The sequence below is a fragment of the Streptomyces sp. NPDC026522 genome (genome assembly GCF_055567555.1).
Map to the genome: position 1 here is coordinate 101453 of NZ_JBVHQF010000008.1, position 23688 is coordinate 125140.

The window sequence follows — 23688 nt, forward strand, 5'->3', positions numbered from 1 at the left end:
CACCGTCGCGCCACGCGGCCGGGAGCGACGGAAAGGTGCGGGATGGGTGGGCTGGATGTGCGCATGAGGGCAGTCGCCTGCCGGCACGGCGGGGTGGAAGCCGTCTCCGATGTGAATCTGGAGATCGCCGCCGGTGAGTGCGTGGCGCTGACCGGAACCAACGGCTCGGGCAAGACCACCCTGCTGCGTGCGGTACTCGGCCTGCACCGTCAGGTCACCGGCTCCATCTCGGTCGGCGGCCGGGGCACCGGCTCCCCCGCCGAGTGGGCCTGGCGACGCCGGGTCTGCGCCTGGATCCCGCAGAAACCCGCGGCCGGCCGGTTCCCCCTGCTCGGGGCCGAACTGCTCGCCAGCAGCGCCGCGCCGGAGGACGCGGCGGAGGCCGCCACCCGGCTGGGCGTCGGTTCGCTGGTCGAACGCCCCCTGCACACCCTCTCCGGCGGCCAGTTGCAGCGGATGTACCTGGCCCGCGCCATCGGCTGCGTCGCCGCGGGCGCCCAGGTGCTGCTGGCCGACGAACCCACCGCCGCCCTCGACTTCGACGGACAGGCGGAGGCCGCGGACGTCCTCACCTCGCTGCCGGTCACGCTGGTGGTCGTCACGCACGACCGGGCTCTGGCCGATCGCTGCGACCGCGTACTGGAGATGGCCGCGGGCCGGATGCGGGAGGTCCGGTGACCCTCGCCACCGCCGACCTCGGCGCGCTCCTCCAGCTGGTGCCGGTCCAGCGGGCCGGCATCGCGCTGCTGCTCGCGGCGATCGGCCTGCCCGTCATCGGGGTGGTCATCGTCGGGCTCGACATCATGCCGGTCCGGTTCGCGATGATGCACGTGGCCCTGCTCGGCATCGCGGTCGGGCTGCTGACCGGCCTCGACCCGATGCTGTGCGCGCTCGTCGCCTGCGCCCTGGCCGGTGCGGGAGTCGCCCCGCTCGCCCGCACCCCGGACGGCCTGTCCGGGGCGATGGGGCTGCTGATGAGCCTCGCCATCGCCGCCGCGCTGCTGCTGCTCGCCGTGTCGGGCGTCAACGCGTCCGGGGCCTTCGCCCTGCTGTGGGGGTCGATCCTCTCGGTCGGCACGCCCGATCTCCTCGTGCTCGGAGTGCTGGCCGCCGTCGTACCGGGCCTGTTCTGGTGGCGGCGGCGCGATGTCGGCCTGCTCCTCTACGACCGCGAGCTCGCCCAGTGCTCCGGCGTCCCGGTCCGCGCCCTGACGGCCGCGCTCCTGGTACTCGTCGCGATCGCCGTCGCCGGGGCGATCAAGCTCACCGGCGCCCTGCTCGTCGACGCCCTGACCCTGCTGCCCGCCCTCGCCGCCCGCCGGCTGGGCAGCTCGCTGAGGTCGATCACCTTCTGGGCGGTCGGCATCGGCGTGAGCGTCAACGCGACCGGGTTCCTCCTGGCCCTGTGGCTCGACTGGCCGCCCGGCCCCGTACTCGTCCTGACGGCGGGGGCACTCGTCCTCGCCGTCCACTTCACACCCGAACGGAGAACCAGCTCATGGCGCGCACCCGCGTCCGCATCACTTCCCTCCTCGCACTGAGCGCGGCCCTCGCCCTCGCCACCGGCTGCGGCAACAGCACCGGCACCAAGGCCGCCGAAGACGCCCCCGCGAAGGCCGGCACCCCGGCTGCCGGGAAGCACAAGCCCGTGGTGGTGGTGACCACCACCTGGGAGGGCGCGTTCGCCAAGGCCGCCGGGGCCGGGGACGTCAAGGTCATCGTGCCGCAGTCCGTGCACCACGCCCCCGACTACGACCCCAAGCCCTCGGACCTCGCCGCCGTGGCCAATGCGGACTTCGTGCTGTACGCGCCGTTCGAGCCGTACGCCGCGAAGATCAAGGAGGCCGCCGGCTCCAAGGCGAAGCTGGTCGAGGTCGACCTCGACAACGACCCCGACAAGGTGAAGGCCGGGGTCGACAAGCTGGGCTCGCTCTTCGGCACCCAGGACGCCGCCGCGCAGTGGAAGACCGGCTTCGATGCCGAGTACGGCAGGCTCAACAAGGACGTCCAGGCCGCGTGGCCCGGGGGGAAGAGCCCCTCCGTCGTCACCCAGGTCTTCACCACCTGGGCCGCGAAGCTCGCGGGCGCCACCACGGTGGGAACCTACGGCCCGGAGGCGGTGACCCCGGCGCAGCTGGCCGGGCTCTCCGCCAAGAAGCCGTCCCTGGTACTGGACAACGCCCACATGTCGACCGGGACGGTGCTGCCCGACTCGGGCGCCAAGCAGGTCCAGATCGTCAACTACCCGGGCGCGGACCTGGACCTGCTGCCCGTCTACCGCAACGCGGCGGCCGAGGTGAAGAAGGCGCTGGGCGCCTCCTGATCCGGGCGGCCCGGGTACCCACCACCTCCCGGACGGCACGGTCGCGGACCTGATGTGCCCGGCAGCCCCGGCTGCCGGGCTCATCGCTCATCCGGCCTGGGCGAGGGGCAGCGCCTCGGGCAATCCGTGCTGCGCCTGCGCGGCACTCTCCGGCAGGCGTTCCCGCAGGGCCGCCCGGTCCGGCTTGCCCGCCGCCGTCAGGGGTATCTCCGGCACCACGAGGAGCCGCTCGGGGTGCTTGCGCCGCTCCAGGCCCCGCGCCGTCAGGTGGTCGCCGAGGGAGGCCAGTGTCGGAGCCTGCGGGCCCCGCGCCACCACGCAGGCCGCCAGCCGCTCGCCCATCAGCGGATCGGGGAAGCCGACACAGACCACGTCCCGGACGTGCGGGTGCGAACGGAGTTCGCGCTCGACCTCGGCCGGGCTGATGTTCGCGCCGCCGCGGATCACGATGTCCTTCAGGCGGCCCACGACGTGCAGCACGCGGTCGGCGTCCAGGTAGCCGAGGTCTCCGGTGCGGACCCAGCCGTCGGGGGTGCGGTAGCGGGCGTCCAGGTCGGGCGCGCCCACGTAGCACAGCGGTGTCATCGGGCCCCGGGAGATGATCTCCCCGATGTGGCCGTCGGGCAGCGGTCGGTGCGTCTCGGGATCGGCGATGCGGATGTCGGCCACGCGCGGGTCGGGCTGGCCCGCCACGACGCCCGCCGCGTCGGCGGGAGGCACGGTGTCGGCCAGTCCCGTGTGGCAGTTGACTCCGTCGGCAGAGCCGTAGAGGTTGACCACCGCGCAGCCGAACGCCTCCGCGGCGGCGGCAGCGGTGGTCTCGTCGAGCGGGGCGCCGCCCAGGACCAGCGCGGTGGGGGCGGGCAGTTGCCCGCCCGTCGCGTCGAGGCGTTCGAGCATCATCCGGACCATGGTGGGCACGCCGAGGACGTGGGTCGGCCGGTGCTCACGGACCGCCGCGATGGCGGCCTCCGGGGTGAAGTGGTCGAGCAGGACCAGGGTGCCGCCGTGCCGGGCGAGCGTGACGGCGGTTCCGTTCGATCCGAAGGCCGAGGCGAGCGGTACGAGGAACAGGCAGCGCGGCGGGGTCCCGTCCGGGATGAGGGAGGCGAGGAAGTTCCCGCGCCCGCCGGCCAGGGCGTTGTGCGAGTAGGCGATCATCTTCGGCTCGGCTTCCGAGCCGGAGGAGACGAGGATCCGGGCCGCGACGTCGGGGTCCGGGCGGGCGGGCACGAAGCCGCTGGGGTCGCGGCGCATGAGCTCCGACCACGAGGTCGTGCCCTCCGGCGCGGTGCCGGGGCCGACCGCGATCACGTGACGGAGGGCGGGCAGGGACCGCGAGAGCGTGTGCAGGTCGGCCGCGTGGCGGAAGTCGCGGTGTTCGATCGCCGCGATGACGGCGACGGCTTCGGCCCGGCGGAGCAGGCACTCGGCTTCCAGGGTGCCCCGGCCGACGGGGAAGGGGAGGGCGACGGCGCCGAGCGCGGCCAGCGCCAGGTCGGCGATGACGGCGCTGCGGTCGTTGGGGAGTTGCACGCCGACCACGTCGCCCGGGCGTATGCCGAGGTCTCTGAGGCCGGTGGCCAGACATCGCACCTTGCGGTCGAGGGCGGTGTAACAGAGTTTGCCCTTGGCGTCGAGGACGGCCGTGCGGTGCAGGTCGGCGATCTGACGGGCCCGGAAGAGGCTGTAGAGATCGAGGTCGGGGCAGGTTCCGTCGACCACCCAGGAACGGCGGAGTTCGGCGGGCAGCAGGTCGTGCAGGGCGACGGTCACGCGAAGCTCCAGGGGGCGGTAACGGCGGGGGCACCGTGCTCGTCGCGGCTGATCGAGCCGGCGAAGCGGGCATCGTGGTGCAGGTCGGCGAGGTCCGTGGTGACCGCGGTGGCGGTGAGGCCGTGGGCGCTCAGCTGGTGCAGGGCGTCGGTCGTGGAGAGGTGGCGCAGGTCGTACGCGGCTACGGCGCCGGCGCTCTCGTCGGCAGGGGCGATCCAGCCGTCGGCGGTCGGCAGCGGGTGCCGGAACCCGGCGGGCCGTCTGGGCCGCTCGCCGCGTGCGGCCCGGTGCAGGGCCGGGGCGAGCAGGGTGTCGGCGGCGCCGAGCAAGGAGGATTCCACCCGTACGCCGTGGCCGGTGCGTTCCCTGAGCAGCAGTCCGGCGAGCACGGCTTCGGCGCCGTGCAGGCCCCCGAGCACGTCGAGCAGGGTCATCAGCGAGGGGGCGGGCGGCTCTCCTTCGGGACGGACCGCTTCGCCCACACCGGTACGGGCCTGGACCATGAAGTCGGTGCCCATGGGGGCGCCGTGGAGCCGGTCGGCCCAGCCGCTGGTGTAGGCGTGGACCAGGGCGGGGTTGACGAGGGCCAGGTCGTCGGCGTCGAGCCCGAGCTCGGCGGCTTTGCCCGGCGCCCAGTTGTGCAGGAAGACGTCGGCCTCCGCGGCCAGCTCCCGCAGCCGGCGGCGGTCGGCCTCGGCCTTGATGTCGATTTCGACGGCCTTCTTGCCCCGGTTGAGGGCGAGCCAGCGGGCGGAGATGCCGGAGCAGGCGGGCGGCATACCGCGCAGCGGGTCCCCGCCCGGCGGCTCGATCCGGATGATCTCGGCTCCCAGCAGGCCGAGCAGGTGCGCGGCGAGCGGGGCCTGGATGCGGCGGCCCGCCTCCAGCACCGTCAGTCCGGCCAGTGGCCGGCCGGAGGACGGGACGGCCGCGGTGCGGGGGCTCGGCGCGGTGATGCCGGCGGTCAGCGGCCGCAGCGACCAGGGCGCGGCGCCATCGGCCTCCCGGGCACGTTCGGCCAGGGTGCGCAGTACGCACACCTGCGCGCCGGAGAGCGCTGCGGCCTGCTGGATCCGGGCCAGGGAATGCGCCCGGGTCACGCCGTGCAGGGCCTGCGGGAAGGGGGCGCAGGCGGTGGCGTACCGGAACTGGAACGGCCGCCACCCGGCGCGCATCGCGTCGGCGGGCGCGTCCAGGGCGCGCCAGAACGCGGCCCACGCTCCCGGGTCGAGGGTCTCCAGCTCGAAGAGCACGCCTTCGGCCGAGGTGAAGGGGGGCCCTCCTGGGGCGAGTTCGGCGGCCTCGCCCTCGTCGGCACCGGCTGCGGCGAGGTACTGGGACACCGCGAGCAGTCCGGCCCGGTCGGCTCCGGTGCGGACGTGCGAGGACTCGGCTCCGCGGGCCTGGCCGACCAGACCGGCGAGCAGTCCTTGAACGGTGAGGACGGCGGTGGCCGTCGCCGCGTAGTCGGCGGCGAGTCCGCGCGGGGCGCCGTCGCGCCGGCCGTGGACGGCCATCATGCCGGTGGCGGCCTGTACGGTCGCCTCGTCGACGAGGCCGCTCGCGGGGCTCGCCCACGTGGCGGTCGCGTGGCCGGGCTCGAAGCCGCCTCCGGAGAGCGTGGTGCGGCCCGACTGGTCCGCGTCCGCAGGCCCGTCGGCTCGCGCGCCGAGCAGCCGCAGGTGTTCGGCGACCACCCCGGTGATCTGCGGGGGCCCCGAGGTGTCGAAGCGCAGTGTGTCGAGCGGCCGGACCGTCTGCGTGGTTGCGGGGGACGCCATGCCTCTCCTCTCCCGGCGCGGCGGTGGCCGTCGCCCAGGTCGAACGGGAACGCGGGAACTCGCCGGGGTGCGCACCCGACCAGTTCCTCGGACAGAGAGTCGGACAGCAGTTCCCATGGGTTCCCGGGAACGAGGAGGAATGCAGTGACGGATTCAGCCGCCGCACCCGACGGGGCGGCTCAACCCGACCCGCGGATCGTCGAGTTGAGGCAGCAAGTTGATCACTTCGTCCGTACGAAGGTGATCCCGTCCGAGACGGCGCTGGACGCGGGCGGAACCGGTGCGGCCGCCGCCCTGGCGCAGTTGCGGACCGAGGCGCGTGCCGCCGGGCTGTGGGCCCTGCCGCTCGCGGCGGAGCTGGGCGGCGGCGGCCTGCCGTTCCTCCAGTACGCGGCGCTGGCCGAGGCCGAGGGCGCCAGCGACCACGGTCCCGCCGCGCTGGGCTCCGCCCCGCTGCTCGACGTGACCATGCTCAGCCGCCACGGCAGCACCCGGGTGTGCGAGGAGTACCTCGAACCCCTGGTCGCCGGAGAGATGCGTACCTGCTACGCCATGACCGAACCGGACGTACCGGGCACCGACCCGCTCCGCACCGCGACCCGGGCCGAGCTCCAGGCGGACGGCAGCTGGTGCGTCAGCGGCCGCAAGTGGTTCACCTCGGGCGCCGCGGGCGCCGACCTGGTCACCGTCATGGCACGCACCGGCGGGGCGCCGGGCGACCGGGAGGGGCTCTCCCTGCTGCTCGTCCCGACCGGCTCGCCCGGTTTCCGCGTCGTACGCGAACTCCCGGTCCTCGGGGCGGCGGGCCAGTACGAGATCGAACTCGACCGGGTCCGCGTCCCCCCGGACCACCTCCTCGGCGCGGGCGGCGACGCCCTGGCCATCGCGGGCACCCGCCTCGCGCTCGGCCGGACCCTGCGGTGCCTGCGCTGGCTCGGCCAGGCGCAGCGCGCCTTCGACCTCATGTGTGAACGCGCCGCCACCCGCGGCGGATCGCGCGGGCCGCTCGCCGACCACCAGCTGGTCCAGCAGCACGTCTTCGACGCCCTCCTCGCGCTGCGCACCACCCGCCCGCTGGTCCACGAGGCGGTCGCGCTGATCGCGGCCGGGCAGGACGCCCGTACCGAAGTGGGCCTGGCGAAGGTCGCCGCCGCCCGGATGCTCCAGCAGGTCACCGACGCCGCCATCCAGGTCCACGGCGCCGCCGGGCTCGGTCCCGACACCGCGCTGCCGGCCCTGTTCCGCGGCGGTCGCGCGGCCCGCATCCTCGACGGCCCGGACGAGCTGCACATCACCTCGGTGGCCCGCCGGGTGCTGCGCGGCTACGGCCGGGAGGCCGCTAGATGCGGGTGATGTCGACGAGATCGCCGAGCGCGGCCAGGCCGAGGGCCAGGAAGAAGTCGCCCCAGACGAGTTCGTGGCGCACCGCGAGGCCCTTGGCGGCGTCGTAGCAGCCGTCCAGCAGCATGCCCGCCGGTCGGGACGGGCCCGGTCCGGTGAGGTGGGCCCCGGCCAGGCGGCCCAGGATCGCCACCGCCCGGTGCGCACACGCGGCGGCCTGCGGGATGCCCACACGGGACAGCTTGAGCAGCGCGACGGCGGTGATCGCCGCCGCCGAGGTGTCGACGGGGCCCTGCGGCCGGGACGCCTCATTGGGCGGGACCAGCGGTCCGGTCAGCGCCTGTGCCGCCACCAGGAGCTGCTCGGCCGCGGAAGCGAGCCGCTCCGGCCGGTGGCGGGCCACCTCCGGACGGAGCAGCGCATCGGCCACGGCCAGGAGCAGCCACGCCTCACCGCGGCTCCAGCCGGGTGCCGGGTCCGCGCAGGGGGACCAGCCCGTAGCCGCTTCGAACTGCCAGGCGGGCCGCGGCCGACCGGCGCTTCCCGCGCCCTCCGTGCCGAGACAGAGGTCGAGGTGCCGGTGCAGATGGGCCGCCGCCACGGCCGCGCCGCCGGCCGTGGCCTCGGTACCGGCATCGGCTCCGGGCCCGGCTCCGACTCCGGCCAGGAGGGGCACCAGCCCCGGTACGGCGTCCGCCCGGGCCAGGAGCCGGGGCCCGCCGAGCGCCGCCCCCCAGGGCACGACCCCGGCCTCGGGGTCGAAGGAGTCCAGGCAGGCCCGGCCCGCCTTGGCCCGCAGCCCGGCGGCCTCGGCCGAGTCGAAGGCCGGCGCCGTCCCGTACCAGAAGATGAGACCCCGGGTGGCGGTGTCGGCCTCCGCCCACGGCGCGAGCCGGGCCGTACGTTCCGCCGCGGCCAGCCGGTGTGCCTCGTCCCCGGTGCAGCGGGCTCGCAGCCACAGCAGCCCGGCCCAGAACCCGCCGGTCCACGAACCGCGGCCGGTGGTCACCCACCGCCCGCCCTCGGGGTCGGCGTACAGCGGGAAGCGGTCCCCGACTTCGGTCTCGGTCACCGTCACCCGGTCCATGACGGCCCCGAGCGCCCGGCCGGCCCAATCGCGGGAGGTCATGCCGCCTTCTCCGGCCTCACCCGGCGGTCCCGTACGGCCCAGGGCAACGCGATCGCTCCCGCCACCGCGAACTCGCCGGCCACCAGCAGCCAGCCCGGCCCGTACCGCCCGCCCTGCGCGAACAGGCCGAACAGGGGCGGCCCCACCGCGAACCCGGCGAAGAACCCCGCCGCGACGAGCGCGGAGTCCTGTCCGGCCCGCCCGGGGGCGGCGCGCTGCATGACCAGCACCATCGAAACGGCGTTGCCGGACACGGCGAACACGCCGACGGCGACGGCGCCGGCCCACACCAGCACCCCGGGCAGCAGCCCGCCGGGCAGGAGCCCCCCGGCCAGCAGGGCCACAGCGCCCACGGAGCCGCAGGCCAGCAGACCCGGAAGCCATTCGGCCCGACCGGGGCGGGCCACCTTCGACCACCCGACCCGGCCGAGGACGCCCGCGGCCCCGAGGACGGCGACCAGGCCACCGGCCACGGTGGGCGCCATCCCCAGTCGCTGTACCCCGTACAGCGCGAGGTAGGTGTTGACGGAGGCGATCCCGGCTCCCAGGAACAGCGAGAAGCCCGCCAGCCAGGCCACCACGCCCCGCGGGACGAACGACGTACGGGCGGCCGGAGCCGACGCCGCGGGCAGATCGGCCGGCAGCGCACGCAGCGCCCACACCCCGGCGAGGAGCGCCGCACCGGCGGCGGTCCACACCGCGCCCCGCCAGCCGATACCGCCCGCGAGGGCGGCGAGCGGCAGTCCGGCGGCGAACGCCCCCAGCTGTACACCGGACTGCTTCAGACCCGTCACCGCACCCCGCCGGGCGGCCGGGACCGTGGCCAGGATCGCCTTGTTGGTGGCCGGGTTGGCCAGAGCCTGCGGTACGCCGCCCAGCGCGACCGCGCCGAGCAGCAGCCCCGCGCCGGGGGCGGCACCGATCAGGGCGAGTGCCACGGCGGAGACGGCGAGCAGCAGCACCAGCGAGCGCCGGGGCCCGATCCGGTCCACCATCCGGCCACCGGTCGGGGACAACGCGGCGGCGGTGGCGAATCCGACGGTGGTCGTCAACCCCAGCTGGGTGGCCGAAATACCCAGTTCGCGCACCAGACGCGGCCCCAGCGCACCGAGCAGGAACAACTGCAGCATCGAGAACGCCATGGCGCAGGTGAGCAGCGCGGTCAGGCGCCGGACTGCCCCGTCCCGGGTACTCGGTGCCGTCGCCGTCGCCGCCGCCGTTCCCTCCGCCGCCGTCCGCGCTGTCGTCGCCACAGAAGTCTCCCTTCCCCAAGAGGTTGCACACCTCGGCCGACTGGGCAGGCAGTCGGATGGACCGGCGCCGCAGTTCCCGCTCCCTTCTGTGCCTTGCGCCACACCAGGCGCGCACGGACAAGGGGCGCCACAGGCGGACTTGAGAACTTGTCAGGAACCGCGCACCCCCCTGCTCAGTCCGGAAGGCCGGTGCGAGGATGAACACGCCATGACACCAGGCCACTGTTTCCGAGCCGCACGGGCTGCGATGTTCGCAGCCGTCTGCGTGCTGCTCGCGACCGTCGGCCACGTGCTCATGTCCGGTATGGCCGTGCCCTGGTGGGCGATGGCCGCCGCGTTCGCGGGCACGACGGCAGCGGCCTGGTCCCGCGCGGATCGCGAGCGCGGGCCGCTCACCGTCACCGCGGCGACGGTCGCCGTCCAGGCCGCGCTCCACTCGGGCTTCTCCCTGGCGCAGTCGGTGCTGCACCCGTCCCTGCCGTCCGGCACCTCGTTCGCCCGGCAATGGGCCGCGTACCTGATGTGCGGGGAAGGCCCGGCGTCGCCGATGTCCGCCCAGGACGCCCTGAAGGTCGTGACCGACGCGCGGCTCGGCACCCTGGTGTCCCAGCCGCCGCCGGGCGCCGGCTCGTACGCCCACCACGTGATGCAGGGCATGCAGGGCATGCACGGCATGGCGGGTGCCGCGTCCGGGACCGGGACCGTCGGCCTCGTGCCGGCGGCCGGTCACGACATGGCCGGCATGTCACCGGCCGGAATGCCGCCGGTCGGCATGCTCGCCGCGCACCTGCTGGCCGCGCTGCTCTGCGGCTTGTGGCTGGCCCACGGCGAGCGGGGCGCCTTCCGCGTCCTGCGCGCCGCGGCATGCCGGCTCCGGGCACCGCTGCGCCTGCTCTTCGGAGTTGTCCCGGCGCCCCTCCCGGCGCGCATCCGGGTGCGCCGGGTACGGCGGAGCCGCACGCTCCCGCAGTTGTTCCTCGTCCACGCCATCACCTCACGGGGTCCGCCGAGGGGAACCGCTGTCCTGTGACAGCTGGTTCCCCGAGCGCGCGCTGACGGCTCCTCTCCTGCCCGGTGCGCCTCGGGCATCGGCCATGCCCTCCGGCCGGCCGTACCCCTTCACCGGCCCCGCCACGTGCGGCGCCGGACCCACCTTGCCCCTAAGGACCTGTGGCGATGACTCCTGCCCTGCCCACCCAGCACCGTCCCGCCGGCGATAGGCCGGCCCGGCACACCCCGGACTCCGACGCGGAGGTGACCCGACTTGCCCTCGCCGCGCGCGACGGGGACCCCGCGAAGGCGGACCGGTTCGTCCGGGCCCTGCACCGCGACGTCTGGCGTTACGTGGCGTACCTCAGCGCGGACCCCCAGGCGGCCGACGACCTCACCCAGGACGTGTTCCTCCGGGCACTCGCCGCGCTCCCCCGCTTCGAGGGCCGCGCCTCCGCCCGGACCTGGCTGCTGTCCATCGCCCGCCGCACCGTCGTGGACGCCATCCGCCACGCTGCCGCCCGCCCCCGGCTGTCGGACCGGGACGACTGGCAGGCAGCCGCCGAGCAGAGCCAGCCGTACGGCCTTCCCGGCTTCGAGGACGGCATCGCCCTCGCGGAACTGCTGGCGGCGATTCCGGCCGAACGTCGAGAGGCGTTCGTGCTGACCCAGCTGCTCGGCCTCCCCTACGCCGAGGCGGCCGCCACCGTCGGCTGCCCGATCGGTACGGTCCGCTCCCGTGTGGCCCGGGCCCGCACCACCCTGATCGGCCTGCTGACCGACACCGAACCGCCCGCGACCGTGCCCGAGCGGCGAACCGTGTACGTGGCCCGGGACTCCGCCCTGACGGCCCCCGCGAGGGAACTCGTGGCATCGCTCGGCTGACTGCCTGGCAGCGGGTGCGGGAGGGGCTGCGCTACGGCAGGCCTCTCCCGCACCCGTCCGCCCCCCGTCGTAGCGGGCCGTGCGCGCGGATGCCGGTTCGGCTCACCGATACGCCTGTCCGAGTGCCTTCCCGACGTCCGGCGGGCGAGAACCGCGCGGTGGGGGTATGTCGTTTCGCGCGGGTGACCTTGGGATCCAGGAGGGGATCAGCCATGTACGCAGTGATTCGACGGTATGAAGACGTGACCGATCCTGCCGAGGCGGGACGACGAGTGGACGAGGGCTTCGTGCCCCTCCTCCGCCAAGTCCCCGGTTTCGTGGCCTACTACTGGGTGGACGCGGGCGGTGGCGTGATGGTTTCCACCGGCGTCTTCGAAGACCGGGCCGGGGCCGAAGAGTCGGTCAGGAGGGCGGCCGACTTCGTACGGGACCACCTCGCGTCCCTGCTACCCTCCCCTCCCCAGGTCACGGCGGGCCAGGTGGTGGCTGCCGGGTAACGGCCGGAGCCGGAACACCGACTCGCCCGTCACGTCGACACGGACGATTCCCTCGCCCGGCCCGCTCATCGCGCGAGAGGGGTCGCGTCCCGCCAGGTCGAGGGGGGCATGACCTGTCCCCGTGTCCCGGATCGATCCTCCGCTCGGAGGCCGCCGTCCGCGTGTGGTGCGGCGAGGGGCGGGTTCCCTTCTCTACGGTGAGCTGGTGAACCGCCTCCTGCCGTGGCCGCGAAGGGACCCGACCGGTCGGCCGTCCGTTCGAACGGACTACGCGGGTGCTCTCTACGGGTCCCTGCTCGCCGCCTCCGTCATCGCCGCCTCAAGCGTTGCGAGTAACTTTCCCCGCCTCCAGCTCATGGCGCTGCTCCTCGTGACCGGCCTGGTCTTCTGGGCCGCGCACGTCTATGCCCAGCTCGCGGGCGAGCGGCAGTCCGGCCGGAACCTGGGCTGGGCCGAGGCACGACGGGTCGGACGGCGCGAGTGGCCGATCGTGGAGGCCGCGGTACTGCCCGCCGCGACGGTGGCACTGGGCCCGGTCCTGGGGCTCGCGTTCAGCGGTACGGTGTGGCTCGCGCTGGCGGTCGCCGTGGCACAGCAGGTCGCCTGGGCCTGCATCGGCGCCCGGCACGCCGGTGCGTCCCGCGCCCAGGCGGTAGTCGAGGGGTTCGTCAACCTCATCCTGGGACTGGTCATCGTGGCGGCGAAGTCGGCCCTCGGCCACTGACCGCGGCCTGCTCCCGCGCCCCGGCAGCTGCCGCGGTCGCGGCCGCCTGGAAGTCACTGCGCCCGCCTGCTTGGGGAGCCCCATTTCGAGATCACAGGGCGACTACCGGCCGGGTGGTGAACTGGTCGCACATGTCTTCGCCCTCAGGCCCGTACACGAGCTCGGCCACGGAGGGGTTGCGGTTGACCGTGGCCAGGGGGAGCCATGCCAGCAGGTGGCCGTATCCGCCGCACACCGACTCGCCACCGTCGCCGCCGTGCACCGCCCCGGGGTCGCTCGTCAGTTCCGTGCTGTAGGTGTCATAGGAGATGCGCAGGCCGAAGGCGTTGGGCTGGTTGTGCGGGCCGGTGTGCGGGATGCGGTCGAGCGGGCAGTCGTCACCCCACCGGAACAGGGTGTCCGCGCCTGCCCCGCAGGCGTGCTCCCACTCGTCGGAGCTCGGCATCCGCTGACCGCGCGCCGCGAGTGCGCCCGGCATGTCAGCGAGGGGTTCGGTCAGCTTTTCGTCCTCGACTGCCATGAGCACCGCGTTCAAGGTGACCCTCCTGCGGGGGCTGAGCACCTGAGCCAGGTGTGCCCGGAGGTCGGGGTCGTGACCGAAGCCCTCCGCGAGGCTCTCCGCATAGTCGGCCGTCTGCTCTGCCGTCGGCTGCCAGGTGTCGAGGCCGAATCCGAGTCCCACCGTGCCCCCGGGTATGAGCGCGAACTCCTGACAGGTCTGACACGACCGGCCTCCCCGGCCCGCCCAAGGGAAGGCACTTCCCAGTGCGGTCGTCCGAGAACGGCAGGCGCCGAGAAACGAACACAGCGCAGCAACTCCCTTGGCGATGCCGCTACTTCCCGAAGCCTGCCGGAGCTCCCTTCCGCTGTCGCGGACACGGCGGAGGTAGTGGTCAGGAACCTCAGTAGAGTCCCGGGGAATTTTTTCGTCAACACTTTTCACAAGGATTGAAGAAACCCCAAGTTCACGGGCCTGAGACGTAGTTGAGACGCCGGTTGGCCTTCAGTTCATGAACGCCGAGACCCTTGACGGCCCACCTGAGGGGCAGTTCACTCACGCTTCGATCCCCCCGGATCCATGACGTCAGGAGCACCCCGCATGCCACTCGTCTCAGATCGCCCGCCACGGCTCACCGTCGCGGCGCTCGCCGCCGCCCTGGTCGCGGCCCTCCTCGTGCTGCTGCCCGCCACGACGGCGCAGGCGGCGCCCGTCCTGCTCTCGCAGGGCAAGCCCGCCACCGCCTCCAGCGTGGAGGGCGCCGGGACCCCGGCCGGCGCGGCCGTCGACGGGGACAACGGGACCCGCTGGTCCAGCCAGTTCGCCGACCCGCAGTGGATACAGGTCGACCTCGGCGCGCCCGCCCAGCTGAACCAGGTGGTCCTGCGCTGGGAGGCGGCGTACGCGAAGTCCTACCGGGTCGAGCTGTCCACCGACGGCGCCAACTGGTCCACCGCCTACTCGACCACCGCGGGCACCGGCGGGGTCCAGACCCACGACATCACCGGCACCGCGCGCTACGTCCGCGTCTACGGCACCCAGCGGGCCACCGGCTACGGCTACTCGCTCTGGGAGTTCCAGGTCTACGGCACTCCGGGCAGCGGCCCGGTGATCCCGGGCGGTGGTGACCTCGGACCGAACGTGATCGTCTTCGACCCGTCGATGCCGGACATCCAGGCCAAGCTGGACCAGGTCTTCGCCCAGCAGGAATCGGCCCAGTTCGGTTCCGGCCGCTACCAGTTCCTCTTCAAGCCCGGCACCTACAACGGCCTCAACGCCCAGATCGGCTTCTACACCTCCATCTCCGGCCTCGGCCTGAGCCCCGACGACACCACCATCAACGGGGACGTGACCGTCGACGCCGGCTGGTTCGGTGGCAACGCCACCCAGAACTTCTGGCGCTCGGCCGAGAACCTGGCCCTCAACCCGGTCAGCGGCACGGACCGCTGGGCCGTCTCCCAGGCCGCTCCGTTCCGCCGGATGCACGTCAAGGGCGGCCTGAACCTCGCGCCCAACGGCTACGGCTGGGCCTCGGGCGGCTACATCGCCGACTCGAAGATCGACGGACAGGTCGGCAACTACTCGCAGCAGCAGTGGTACACACGTGACAGCTCGATCGGCGGATGGTCCAACGCCGTCTGGAACCAGGTGTTCTCGGGTGTGCAGGGGGCGCCGGCCCAGAGCTTCCCGAACGCGCCGTACACCACGCTCGACAGCACGCCCGTCTCCCGGGAGAAGCCCTTCCTCTACCTCGACGGCACCCAGTACAAGGTCTTCGTGCCGGCCAAGCGCACCGGTGCCCGCGGTACCTCCTGGGGCAACGGCGCACCGCAGGGGTCCTCGATCCCGCTGAGCCAGTTCTACGTGGTCAAGCCCGGCGCGAGCGCGGCGACGATCAACGCGGCGCTGGCCCAGGGCCTGCACCTGCTCTTCACCCCGGGCGTCTACCACGTCAGCCAGACCATCCAGGTCAACCGCCCGGACACGGTCGTACTGGGCCTCGGCCTGGCCACGATCGTCCCGGACAACGGGGTGACCGCGCTGAAGGTCGCCGACGTCGACGGCGTCAAGCTCGCCGGCCTGCTGATCGACGCGGGCCCGGTCAACTCGCCCAGCCTCCTGGAGGTCGGTCCGGCCGGCGCCGCCACGGACCACGCGGCGAACCCCACCACCGTGCAGGACGTGTTCGTCCGGGTCGGCGGGGCCGGCGCGGGCAAGACCACGGTCGGCATGGTGATCAACAACCACGACACGATCGTCGACCACACGTGGATCTGGCGCGCCGACCACGGTGACGGGGTCGGCTGGGAGACCAACCGCTCCGATTACGGGTTCCGGGTGAACGGCGACGACGTGCTGGCCACCGGGCTGTTCGTCGAGCACTTCAACAAGTACGACGTGCAGTGGAACGGCGAGCGGGGCCGCACGATCTTCTTCCAGAACGAGAAGGCGTACGACGCACCCAATCAGGCGGCCGTCCAGAACGGCTCCGTCAAGGGCTTCGCGGCCTACAAGGTGGCCGACACGGTGAACACCCACGAGGGCTGGGGCCTGGGCAGCTACTGCTACTACAACGTGGACCCGACCATCCGCCAGGACCACGGGTTCGAGGTTCCGGTGAAGCCGGGCGTGAAGTTCCACGACCTGCTCGTCGTCTCGCTCGGTGGCAACGGCCAGTACGAGCACGTCATCAACGGCACGGGAGCCGCGACCTCGGGCACCTCGACCACCCCGTCGACCGTCGTCTCCTTCCCCTGATCGAGTCCTGAACCCCCGCAGGACGCGGGGCGGCAGCCGGCCGCCCCGCGTTCTGCGGGCCACCCGAGAGAGCGCTCTCCCATCCGGGGGAGCATCCCCCGCCAACCTGAGGAGCACACGTGCATCTCCGATCGAGGAAGCCGTCCGCCCTGGTGGTCCCGGCCGCCTTCGCCCTGACCGCGGCCGCGGGCCTGGGCGGTCTCGCCCTGACCGCCCAGGCGTCCGTCGACAACGCCGCGGCCGTCCACATGAACCACTCGGCCGTCGCGCCGCTGGCCACCGGTGACGACCCGGACGGGGACGGCTACATCCCGGCCGTGCCGCCCGTCACCGGCGTCACCCCCTCCTGGGCGAACCCGCCCGACCGCTACTTCCACGAGTTCCAGGCCAACTGCGCCGTCAGCAGGACCGCCCCCGATGACCCGATCGTCTTCGCGGGGCGGCCCGGCGCCTCGCACGACCACACCTTCATGGGCAACACCACGACCGACGCCTACTCCACCACGGCCTCGCTCAGCGCGGGCGGCACCCGCTGCAACGCCCCCGGCGACCTGTCCGGCTACTGGATGCCGACGCTCTACAACGGCGACCGGCCCGTCCTGCCGACCGGCCCGCAGGTGATCTACTACAAGAGCGGCGTCACCGACTACAAGAGCGTGCGCCCCTTCCCCAAGGGCCTGCGCTTCGTGGTCGGCAGCCCGACGCAGACGGCGGCCGAATTCCGCGGCCACCGCGGCTGGGTGGAGGGCTGGGAGTGCGGCGACAGCTACAAGAACGTCGAGTTCCCGGCGAACTGCCCGGCCGGTTCGCAGCTCAACATCCGTATGCAGGCGCCCAGTTGCTGGGACGGAAGATACCTGGACACGCCCGACCACAAGGCCCACATGGCCTACCCGGTCGTGAAGCCCGGCACCAACGACAACGTGTGCCCGGCCGACCACCCCGTCGCGCTCCCGATGGTCGAGTTCAAGATGGCCTTCCCGGTCAGCGGCGACACGTCGCAGGTCAGGCTCTCCAGCGGCAGCGGCCACTCCTTCCACTACGACTTCTTCAACGACTGGGACGACCGGACGCTGGGCGCCCTCGTCGGCAAGTGCGTCAACGGCGGCTTCCAGTGCGACGCCCGCGGCTACGACGAGACCCACCCCGAGGCGGGATCCGTCCTGGGCCCGGACTACCGGCTCCCGTGACCCCCTCCCCCACCCCCTTCCCAGGAGGTCCAGGCATGTACTCCCGCATGCGTTCCCTCGTCACGGCCGCGCTCCTCGCGGGAGCCGTGACGGTACTTCCCGCGGGCCCGGCGCAGGCCGCCGGCAGCGTGGTGAAGGTGACCGGCTCGCAGGGCAACTGGCAGCTGACGGTCGACGGTTCGCCGTACGTCGTCAAGGGCGTCACCTGGGGCCCGGCCCCGGCGGACGCCGGTCGGCTGCTGCCCGACGTGAAGTCACTGGGCGCCAACACCATCCGTACGTGGGGCACCGACGCGAGCAGCCGCCAGCTGTTCGACTCGGCCGCCGCGAACGGCATCAAGGTCGTCGCCGGGTTCTGGCTCCAGCCGGGCGGCGGCCCGGGCAGCGGCGGCTGCACCGACTACGTCGCGGACACCACCTACAAGAACAACATGCTGGCCGAGTTCACCAAGTGGGTGCAGACCTACCGCGACCACCCTTCGGTGCTCATGTGGAACATCGGCAACGAGTCGGTGCTCGGCCTGCAGAACTGCTACGCCGGGGCCGAGCTGGAGACGCAGCGCAACGCCTACACGGCCTTCGTGAACGACGTGGCGAAGGCCGTCCACCGCATCGACGCCGACCACCCCGTCACCTCCACCGACGCGTGGGTCGGCGCCTGGACGTACTACAAGCGCAACACCCCCGACCTGGACCTGTACGCGGTCAACTCCTACAAGGAGGTCTGCGGCGTCCGCCAGGCCTGGGAGCAGGGCGGTTACACCAAGCCGTACCTCATCACCGAGACCGGTCCGGCCGGTGAGTGGGAGGTGCCGAACGACGCCAACGGGGTACCGTCTGAGCCCGGCGACCAGGCGAAGGCGGACGGCTACACCAACGCCTGGGCCTGCGTCACCGGCCACCGGGGCGTCGCCCTGGGGGCGACGGTCTTCCACTACGGCACCGAGTACGACTTCGGCGGCCACTGGTTCGACCTGACCCCCGCCGGTGAGCGCCGCAAATCGTACTACGCGGTCAAGCGGGCGTTCGGCGGCAGTACGGCCGGGGACAACCTGCCGCCGACCGTGTCGGTGCCCGCCGTGGCCGACCCGGGCGCCGTCCCGGCGGGCAAGGAGATCACCGTCCAGGCTCCGGCGACGGACCCCGAGGGCGACCAGCTCACGTACGAGGTGCTGTGGGGAAGCAAGTACGTCGACGGCGGCGGCGCCCTGACCTCCGTACCGTCCGCGTACCTGGGCAACGGCGCCCTGAAGGTCGCGGCTCCGGCGAGGACCGGCACGTGGAAGCTCTACGTCAAGGTCAAGGACGGGCGGGGCAACGTGGGCGTCGAACAGCGCTCCGTCAAGGTGGTACCGCCCCCGGTGGCGGGCACCGACGTGGCGCGGGGCCGGCCGACGACCGCCTCCAGCTACCAGAGCGACGGTTACGGCGGCTGCCCGTGTACGCCGGCCCTGGCCACGGACGGCCGCGACGACACCCGCTGGGCCAGCGCCTGGGCCGACCCGCAGTGGCTCCAGGTGGACCTGGGGTCGGTGAGGCAGCTCAGGCACACCCAGCTGGTGTGGGAGGGAGCCTACGGAAAGACGTACGCGGTCAAGGTGTCGGACGACGGCCAGAACTGGCGGACGGCGTACGCCACCTCGTCGGGGGACGGGGGGATCGACGACTTCGACATCAGCGCGTCGGGCCGCTACGTCCGGCTGGAGCTGACGCAGCGCGGCACCGGCTACGGCTACTCCCTGTTCCGCTTCGGGGTCTATGCCTGACCTTCCGGCCCGCTGGGGCCCTGCCGGATCCCGCGCGCCGCCCCTGCGTCTCGGCCGGGGCGGCGCGCGGTCCGGCACGTCCGGCTCAGCGCGAGCGGTGGGCGGCGATGATGCCGGCGTAGGCACGGCCGCTGGACTTGACCGTGCGGGCCTGGGTCGCGTAGTCGACGTGGACCAGGCCGAAGCGCTTGTCGTAGCCGTAGGCCCATTCGAAGTTGTCCAGCAGCGACCAGGCGTAGTAGCCGGCCACCGGCGCGCCGCGGCCGGCGGCGCGGGCGCAGGCGGCCAGGTGGGCGGTCAGGTAGGCGGTGCGCTCGGGGTCGTGGACGCCGCCGTCGGGCGAGACGGCGTCGGGGTAGGCGGAGCCGTTCTCGGTGATCTGGATGCGCCGGGCCCCGTACTCCTCGTACAGGCGCATGATCAGGGTCTCCAGGCCCTCGGCGTCGACCTCCCAGCCCATGGCGGTACGCGGCACGCCGGGCCGGTCGATCTGCCGGGCGAACGGCGCAGGGCCGTCCGGGTCGGCGGTGACGACCTGCGGGAAGTAGTAGTTGAGGCCGAGCCAGTCGAGGGGCGCGGCGATGGCGGTGAGGTCGCCGGGGCGTTCGGGCAGGTCGACGCCGTACACCTCGCGCATGTCGGCGGGGAAGCCGCGGCCGTGCACAGGGTCGAGCCACCAGCGGTTGACGTGGCCGTCCATGCGCCGGGCGGCGGCCCGGTCGGTCTCCCCGGCGGTGGCGGGTACGACGGTGGAGAGGTTGTTGACGATGCCGATCCGGGCGCCGGGGGCGGCGGCGCGGACCGCCTGGGCGGCGAGGCCGTGCCCGAGCAGCAGGTGGTAGGAGGCGCGGACGGCGGCGGTGAGGTCCGTCCACCCCGGGGCCATCCTGCCCTCCAGATGGCCGATCCAGGCCGAGCACAGCGGCTCGTTGAGGGTGGCCCACTCGGTGACGCGGTCGCCGAGGCGGTCGGCCACGAGGCCCGCGTAGACGGCGAAGTGCTCGGCGGTGCTGCGCTCGGGCCAGCCGCCGCGGTCCTGGAGGGCCTGGGGGAGGTCCCAGTGGTAGAGCGTGACGTTGGGTTCGATGCCGGCGGCGAGCAGGGCGTCGATCAGCCGGTCGTAGTGGTCCAGGCCCTTGGCGTTGACGGGGCCGTCCCCGCCGGGCAGGATCCGCGGCCAGGCGACGGAGAGCCGGTAGGCGTTGGTGCCGAGCTCCCGCATGAGGGCGATGTCCTCGCGCCAGCGGTGGTAGTGGTCGCAGGCGGTGTCGCCGGTGTGGCCGTTGTCGATGGCGCCGGGGATCCGGGTGAAGGTGTCCCAGATGGAGGGGGCGCGGCCGTCCTCGTCGACGGCGCCCTCGATCTGGTAGGCGGAGGTGGCGGTGCCCCAGGCGAAGTCGGCGGGGAGCGCGGCGAGGTCGATGGCGTGCGTGCCGGTCAGGGGGAGGCGTTCGGAAAGGGTCATTTGACGGCTCCTGCCGTGAGTCCGGCCACCAGGTACTTCTGCAGCAGCAGGAATCCGGCGACGACGGGGATGCTGACGACGAGCGAGGCGGCCATGATCTGGTTCCAGTAGACGTCGTTCTGCGTGGAGTAGCCCTGCAGTCCGACGGCGAGGGTGCGCGTGGCGTCGTTCGTCATGACGGAGGCGAAGAGGACCTCGCCCCAGGCGGTCATGAAGGCGTAGACGGTGACGGCGACGATGCCGGGCACGGCCGCCGGGATCACGACCCGCAGCAGTGCCCCGAGGGGGCCGCAGCCGTCGACGGTGGCCGCCTCGTCGAGCTCGCGGGGCACGGAGTCGAAGTAGCCGATGAGCATCCAGATGGAGAAGGGGAGGGAGAAGGTGAGGTAGGTGAGGATGAGCCCGCCGCGGGAGCCGTAGAGGGCGACGCCGGTCGTGTTGCCGATGTTGACGAAGATCAGGAAGAGCGGGAGCAGGAAGAGGATCCCCGGGAACATCTGGGTGGACAGCACGGTCACGGTGAAGAGGCGTCTGCCGCGGAAGCGGTAGCGGCTGACGGCGTAGGCCGCGAAGACGGCGATGACCACGGAGCAGACGGTGGCCGAACCCGCCACGATGAGCGAGTTGAGGAAGTAGTCGGCGAGCGGGATGGTGTGCCAGATGTCGACGTAGGGGTGGACGGTGAGCCCGGTCGGGATCCAGCGGAACCGGCCGGCGACGTCCTCCAGCGGTTTGAGCGAGCTGGTGATCATCACGTAGACGGGCAGCAGGACGAAGGCGGCGAGGGCGGTCAGGAACACGGCCCGGACCGCGCGGAAGGAGGCCGGCGGATCGAGCGGGCTGCGGGGGGTGGGACGGGGCCTAGCGGGCATCGTCGTTCCTCCGTCCGCGACCGGTGACGAGCAGGTACCCGGCGGTGACCAGGAGCAGGAACAGCAGCAGGAGGACGGACATGGCCGATCCGGTGCCGAAGTTCCAGGTGACGAAGCTGGACTGGTAGATGTGGAGGGAGATGAGGTCGGCCGCTTGGGGCGCCGATTTGCCGAAGAGCACGAACGGCGTGTTGAAGTCGTTGAACGTCCACAGGAACAGCACGAGGACCAGTACCTGGTTGACGGGGCCGACCGACGGCAGGGTGATGCGGCGGATCTGCTGCCAGACGCCGGCGCCGTCCAGCGCGGCGGCCTCGTAGAGCTCCTTGGGGACGTTCTGCAGGGCCGCCATTACGATCAGGAAGGCGAACGGCCAGCCCTTCCAGACGGAAACGGTGAGGAGGGCCCAGAAGCTGTTGCCGCCCAGCAGCCAGAAGGTGTGCTCCGCGCCTCCGATGCCCAACTGGTCGTGGATGACGTGGTTCACCAGGCCGTTGTCCCGCTGGAACATGAACGACCAGGTGATGACGGCCGCGTAGACGGGCAGGGCGTAGGGGACGAGGAAGAGGGCGCGCAGGACGGCCCGGCCGCGGAAGGCCTCCTGCATGAACACGGCGGCGGCGGTGCCGAGCAGCCAGCACAGGGCGACGGAGAGCAGGGTGAACAGGCAGGTGGTGAGGAAGGACCTGAGCAGGGCCTCGCCGACCGGCCGGTTGACGTCGATGGCGAGGTCGTAGTTGTCGAAGCCCGTCCAGGGGGCGCTGGTCCAGTCCCGGATGTGGAACTGGGTGAGTTCCCGGAAGCTCGCGACGATGCCCATCACCATCGGCACCAGGTGGATGAGCAGTTCGAGCAGGAGCGCGGGCAGGAGCAGGAGGTAGGGCAGGGCGGTGCGGCGCAGCCGTCCGGGGCGGGGCGTGCGTCCCGGACGGCGCCCGCGGGGCGGGGTACGGCCTTCCCCGCGCGCCTTGGCGCCGGGGGCGAGGGTGGTGGGCGCGGCGGTCATCGGGCCGCGGTCAGTTCGACATCTGCTGCTGGGCCTTGGTGAGCTTCGCCTTGACCGAGTCGGTGGTCACCGGGCGGCCGGCCGCGGCGTCGGCGAAGAGCTCCTTGACGGCGGTGCCGACGGCGGTCTCGAACTGCGATTCCTCGGGGACCTGCGGGAGCGGTGCGGCGCTGGTGGCGAGGGTGTTGCGGAGCACGGTGAGGTCTTCGGTGGCGAAGGCCGGGTCGGCCTGGGCGGCCTTGACCGGCGGGACGGAGCCGTAGGTCCTGTTGAGGAGCGCCTGTTCCTCGTCGCTGGTCATGAATTTCACGAACTTCAGGGCGCCGTCGATGTTGTCGGTGTTCTTGAAGACGGCCAGGTTGATGCCGGCGACCATGGAGTTGGTGTTCTTCCCCGTGCCGGGGGCGCCGGCCGGGACCGGGACGGGGGCCACGCCCCAGTCGCCCTCCTTCATGCCGTGCGCCTTGAAGCTGCTGGCCGCGCTCTGCCACAGGACCATGGCGGTCTTGCCGTTGGCGAAGTCCTGGAGGGACTGGTTCTTGTCGTACTCGGCGTTGCCCGGCGCGATGATCTTGTCCTTGGCCATCAGGTCGACGTACTGCTTGACGGCCTCGACGTTGGCCGGGGTGTCGAACGTGGGTTTGCCGGCGGCGTCGAAGAACTCGGCGCCGTGCTGCCTGGAGAGCACGAACGCCTGGTGGATGTTGTTGGAGAGGTTCGAACCCTCGGCTCCCAGGGCCCACTTGCCGTCCTTGGACAACCGCTGACCGATGGTGACCATCTCGTCCCAGGTGGCCGGGGGCTTCTCGATGCCCGCCTCCCGGAACATCTGCTTGTTGTAGTAGAGCGCGTAGGACATCGAGTAGAGCGGGACGGCGGCCGGGTCCTTGCCGGCCGCACCGGCGGAGCCGAGGGCGGATTCCACGAAGCGGTCCCGGCCGCCGATCGCCTGGAAGTTCTTGCTGTCCCAGGGGAGCAGCGCTCCGGTGGCCTGGAGCGAGGAGGACCAGGTGTTGCCGATGTTGAGGACGTCCGGGCCCTGGCCGGAGGCGGTGGCGGCGAGGATGCGGTTGAGCAGGTCCGACCAGGGGACGACTTCGAGCTTGACCTTGATCCCGGTCTGCTGCTCGAACTTCTTCAGTTCGGGAGCGAGCGTGGCCTGGTCCGCCGGGATGTCGGGGCCCTGGTTGGAGGCCCAGTAGGTGAGCTCCTTGGGGGCGGCGTTGGAACCGCCCCCGATGTCCGCCGATCCCCCGCCGCAGGCGGTGGCGGCGGTGGCGAGGAGGGAGACTGTGACGGCGGCGGCAGCGGCTCGGGTTCTGCGCATGGCGGCTCGGTCCCTTTCGGCGGGGCTGGGGAGAAGGCCGGCGTGGCGTGCTCCGTCCAGGCCTTAATTTAGGACGTGAGTTAAGCCTCGTGAAAGGGTCGCGTCAA

General features: G+C 72.7%; 19 protein-coding genes and 1 pseudogene. 11 read left to right on the plus strand and 9 right to left on the minus strand.

Translation table 11 applies throughout. The annotated features are described in order from the left end of the window. The first annotated feature begins 42 nt into the window (after positions 1-42). The 3 genes from ACZ4M3_RS21610 to ACZ4M3_RS21620 are packed head-to-tail and all read left to right on the plus strand — an operon-like array spanning position 43 to position 2323. Positions 43-678 (plus strand): metal ABC transporter ATP-binding protein, encoded by a 636-nt coding sequence (locus ACZ4M3_RS21610; protein WP_467734933.1) that lies wholly within the window; start codon positions 43-45, stop codon positions 676-678. Continuing rightward, complete coding sequence (locus tag ACZ4M3_RS21615) at positions 675-1541, plus strand: metal ABC transporter permease (protein WP_467734935.1); 867 nt, start codon at positions 675-677, stop codon at positions 1539-1541. The genes ACZ4M3_RS21610 and ACZ4M3_RS21615 overlap by 4 nt, the downstream gene beginning before the upstream one ends. After that, entirely contained in the window at positions 1499-2323 is an 825-nt protein-coding gene (locus ACZ4M3_RS21620; protein ID WP_467734937.1) for a metal ABC transporter solute-binding protein, Zn/Mn family, read from the plus strand. Before ACZ4M3_RS21615 ends, ACZ4M3_RS21620 begins: the two co-directional genes overlap by 43 nt. Positions 2324-2410: 87 nt before the next feature. On the opposite strand, the gene ACZ4M3_RS21625 is transcribed toward ACZ4M3_RS21620, so the two are convergent. Next, positions 2411-4099, minus strand: a complete 1689-nt coding sequence (locus ACZ4M3_RS21625) for a class I adenylate-forming enzyme family protein (RefSeq protein WP_467734939.1) — start codon at positions 4097-4099, stop codon at positions 2411-2413. Continuing rightward, positions 4096-5880, minus strand: a complete 1785-nt coding sequence (locus ACZ4M3_RS21630) for a CoA transferase (RefSeq protein ID WP_467734940.1) — start codon at positions 5878-5880, stop codon at positions 4096-4098. Before ACZ4M3_RS21630 ends, ACZ4M3_RS21625 begins: the two co-directional genes overlap by 4 nt. Before the next feature lie 144 nt (positions 5881-6024). On the opposite strand from ACZ4M3_RS21630, the gene ACZ4M3_RS21635 reads away from it, so the two are divergent. Beyond that, complete coding sequence (locus ACZ4M3_RS21635) at positions 6025-7233, plus strand: acyl-CoA dehydrogenase family protein (protein ID WP_467734942.1); 1209 nt, start codon at positions 6025-6027, stop codon at positions 7231-7233. Here ACZ4M3_RS21635 and ACZ4M3_RS21640 read toward each other — a convergent pair. Both ACZ4M3_RS21640 and ACZ4M3_RS21645 read right to left on the minus strand, forming a co-directional pair. Further along, on the minus strand, positions 7220-8350 hold the full coding sequence (locus tag ACZ4M3_RS21640) for a sugar ABC transporter permease (RefSeq protein WP_467734944.1): 1131 nt from the start codon (positions 8348-8350) through the stop codon (positions 7220-7222). The two genes, ACZ4M3_RS21635 and ACZ4M3_RS21640, sit on opposite strands and share 14 nt — an antisense overlap. Continuing rightward, positions 8347-9492 carry an MFS transporter gene (locus ACZ4M3_RS21645; protein WP_467735473.1) on the minus strand — a complete coding sequence of 382 codons (1146 nt, stop codon included), beginning with the start codon at positions 9490-9492 and terminating at the stop codon, positions 8347-8349. Before ACZ4M3_RS21645 ends, ACZ4M3_RS21640 begins: the two co-directional genes overlap by 4 nt. Before the next feature lie 358 nt (positions 9493-9850). Between ACZ4M3_RS21645 and ACZ4M3_RS21650 the strand changes: the two genes are divergently transcribed. The 4 genes from ACZ4M3_RS21650 to ACZ4M3_RS21665 all read left to right on the plus strand — a co-directional run bounded on the left by ACZ4M3_RS21650 (position 9851) and on the right by ACZ4M3_RS21665 (position 12699). Beyond that, entirely contained in the window at positions 9851-10633 is a 783-nt protein-coding gene (locus tag ACZ4M3_RS21650; RefSeq protein WP_467734946.1) for a hypothetical protein, read from the plus strand. Between the two features lie 146 nt (positions 10634-10779). Further along, positions 10780-11478: a sigma-70 family RNA polymerase sigma factor gene (locus tag ACZ4M3_RS21655; RefSeq protein WP_467734948.1), complete on the plus strand. Its 699-nt coding sequence runs from the start codon at positions 10780-10782 to the stop codon at positions 11476-11478. Positions 11479-11720: 242 nt separating this feature from the next. After that, a complete protein-coding gene (locus ACZ4M3_RS21660; protein ID WP_467734950.1) occupies positions 11721-11975 on the plus strand; it encodes a hypothetical protein in 255 nt (84 codons plus the stop codon). A gap of 355 nt (positions 11976-12330) precedes the next feature. Beyond that, complete coding sequence (locus ACZ4M3_RS21665) at positions 12331-12699, plus strand: hypothetical protein (RefSeq protein WP_467734952.1); 369 nt, start codon at positions 12331-12333, stop codon at positions 12697-12699. Positions 12700-12790: 91 nt separating this feature from the next. Here the strand turns inward: ACZ4M3_RS21665 and ACZ4M3_RS21670 are convergent. Continuing rightward, positions 12791-13411: pseudogene (locus tag ACZ4M3_RS21670) on the minus strand (hypothetical protein); the annotation flags it as partial. Between the two features lie 387 nt (positions 13412-13798). Here ACZ4M3_RS21670 and ACZ4M3_RS21675 point away from each other — a divergent pair. The 3 genes from ACZ4M3_RS21675 to ACZ4M3_RS21685 all read left to right on the plus strand — a co-directional run bounded on the left by ACZ4M3_RS21675 (position 13799) and on the right by ACZ4M3_RS21685 (position 18911). Next, positions 13799-15955 (plus strand): discoidin domain-containing protein, encoded by a 2157-nt coding sequence (locus ACZ4M3_RS21675; RefSeq protein ID WP_467734954.1) that lies wholly within the window; start codon positions 13799-13801, stop codon positions 15953-15955. A 119-nt stretch (positions 15956-16074) separates the two neighbouring features. Continuing rightward, positions 16075-17145 (plus strand): DUF1996 domain-containing protein, encoded by a 1071-nt coding sequence (locus ACZ4M3_RS21680; protein ID WP_467734956.1) that lies wholly within the window; start codon positions 16075-16077, stop codon positions 17143-17145. Between the two features lie 35 nt (positions 17146-17180). Then, the gene (locus ACZ4M3_RS21685; RefSeq protein ID WP_467734958.1) at positions 17181-18911 is read left to right on the plus strand and encodes a discoidin domain-containing protein; all 1731 of its coding nucleotides are present in this window, start codon (positions 17181-17183) and stop codon (positions 18909-18911) included. Positions 18912-18996: 85 nt separating this feature from the next. On the opposite strand, the gene ACZ4M3_RS21690 is transcribed toward ACZ4M3_RS21685, so the two are convergent. From ACZ4M3_RS21690 to ACZ4M3_RS21705, 4 genes are read right to left on the minus strand one after another with little or no spacing between them, the layout of a single operon-like run. Continuing rightward, positions 18997-20376, minus strand: coding sequence for a GH1 family beta-glucosidase (locus tag ACZ4M3_RS21690; protein ID WP_467734960.1), 1380 nt, complete (start codon positions 20374-20376; stop codon positions 18997-18999). Further along, positions 20373-21248, minus strand: coding sequence for a carbohydrate ABC transporter permease (locus ACZ4M3_RS21695; RefSeq protein ID WP_467734962.1), 876 nt, complete (start codon positions 21246-21248; stop codon positions 20373-20375). Before ACZ4M3_RS21695 ends, ACZ4M3_RS21690 begins: the two co-directional genes overlap by 4 nt. Beyond that, entirely contained in the window at positions 21238-22254 is a 1017-nt protein-coding gene (locus tag ACZ4M3_RS21700; RefSeq protein ID WP_467734964.1) for a carbohydrate ABC transporter permease, read from the minus strand. Before ACZ4M3_RS21700 ends, ACZ4M3_RS21695 begins: the two co-directional genes overlap by 11 nt. A 10-nt stretch (positions 22255-22264) precedes the next feature. Then, positions 22265-23581, minus strand: coding sequence for an ABC transporter substrate-binding protein (locus ACZ4M3_RS21705; protein WP_467734966.1), 1317 nt, complete (start codon positions 23579-23581; stop codon positions 22265-22267). Positions 23582-23688: the final 107 nt, after the last annotated feature.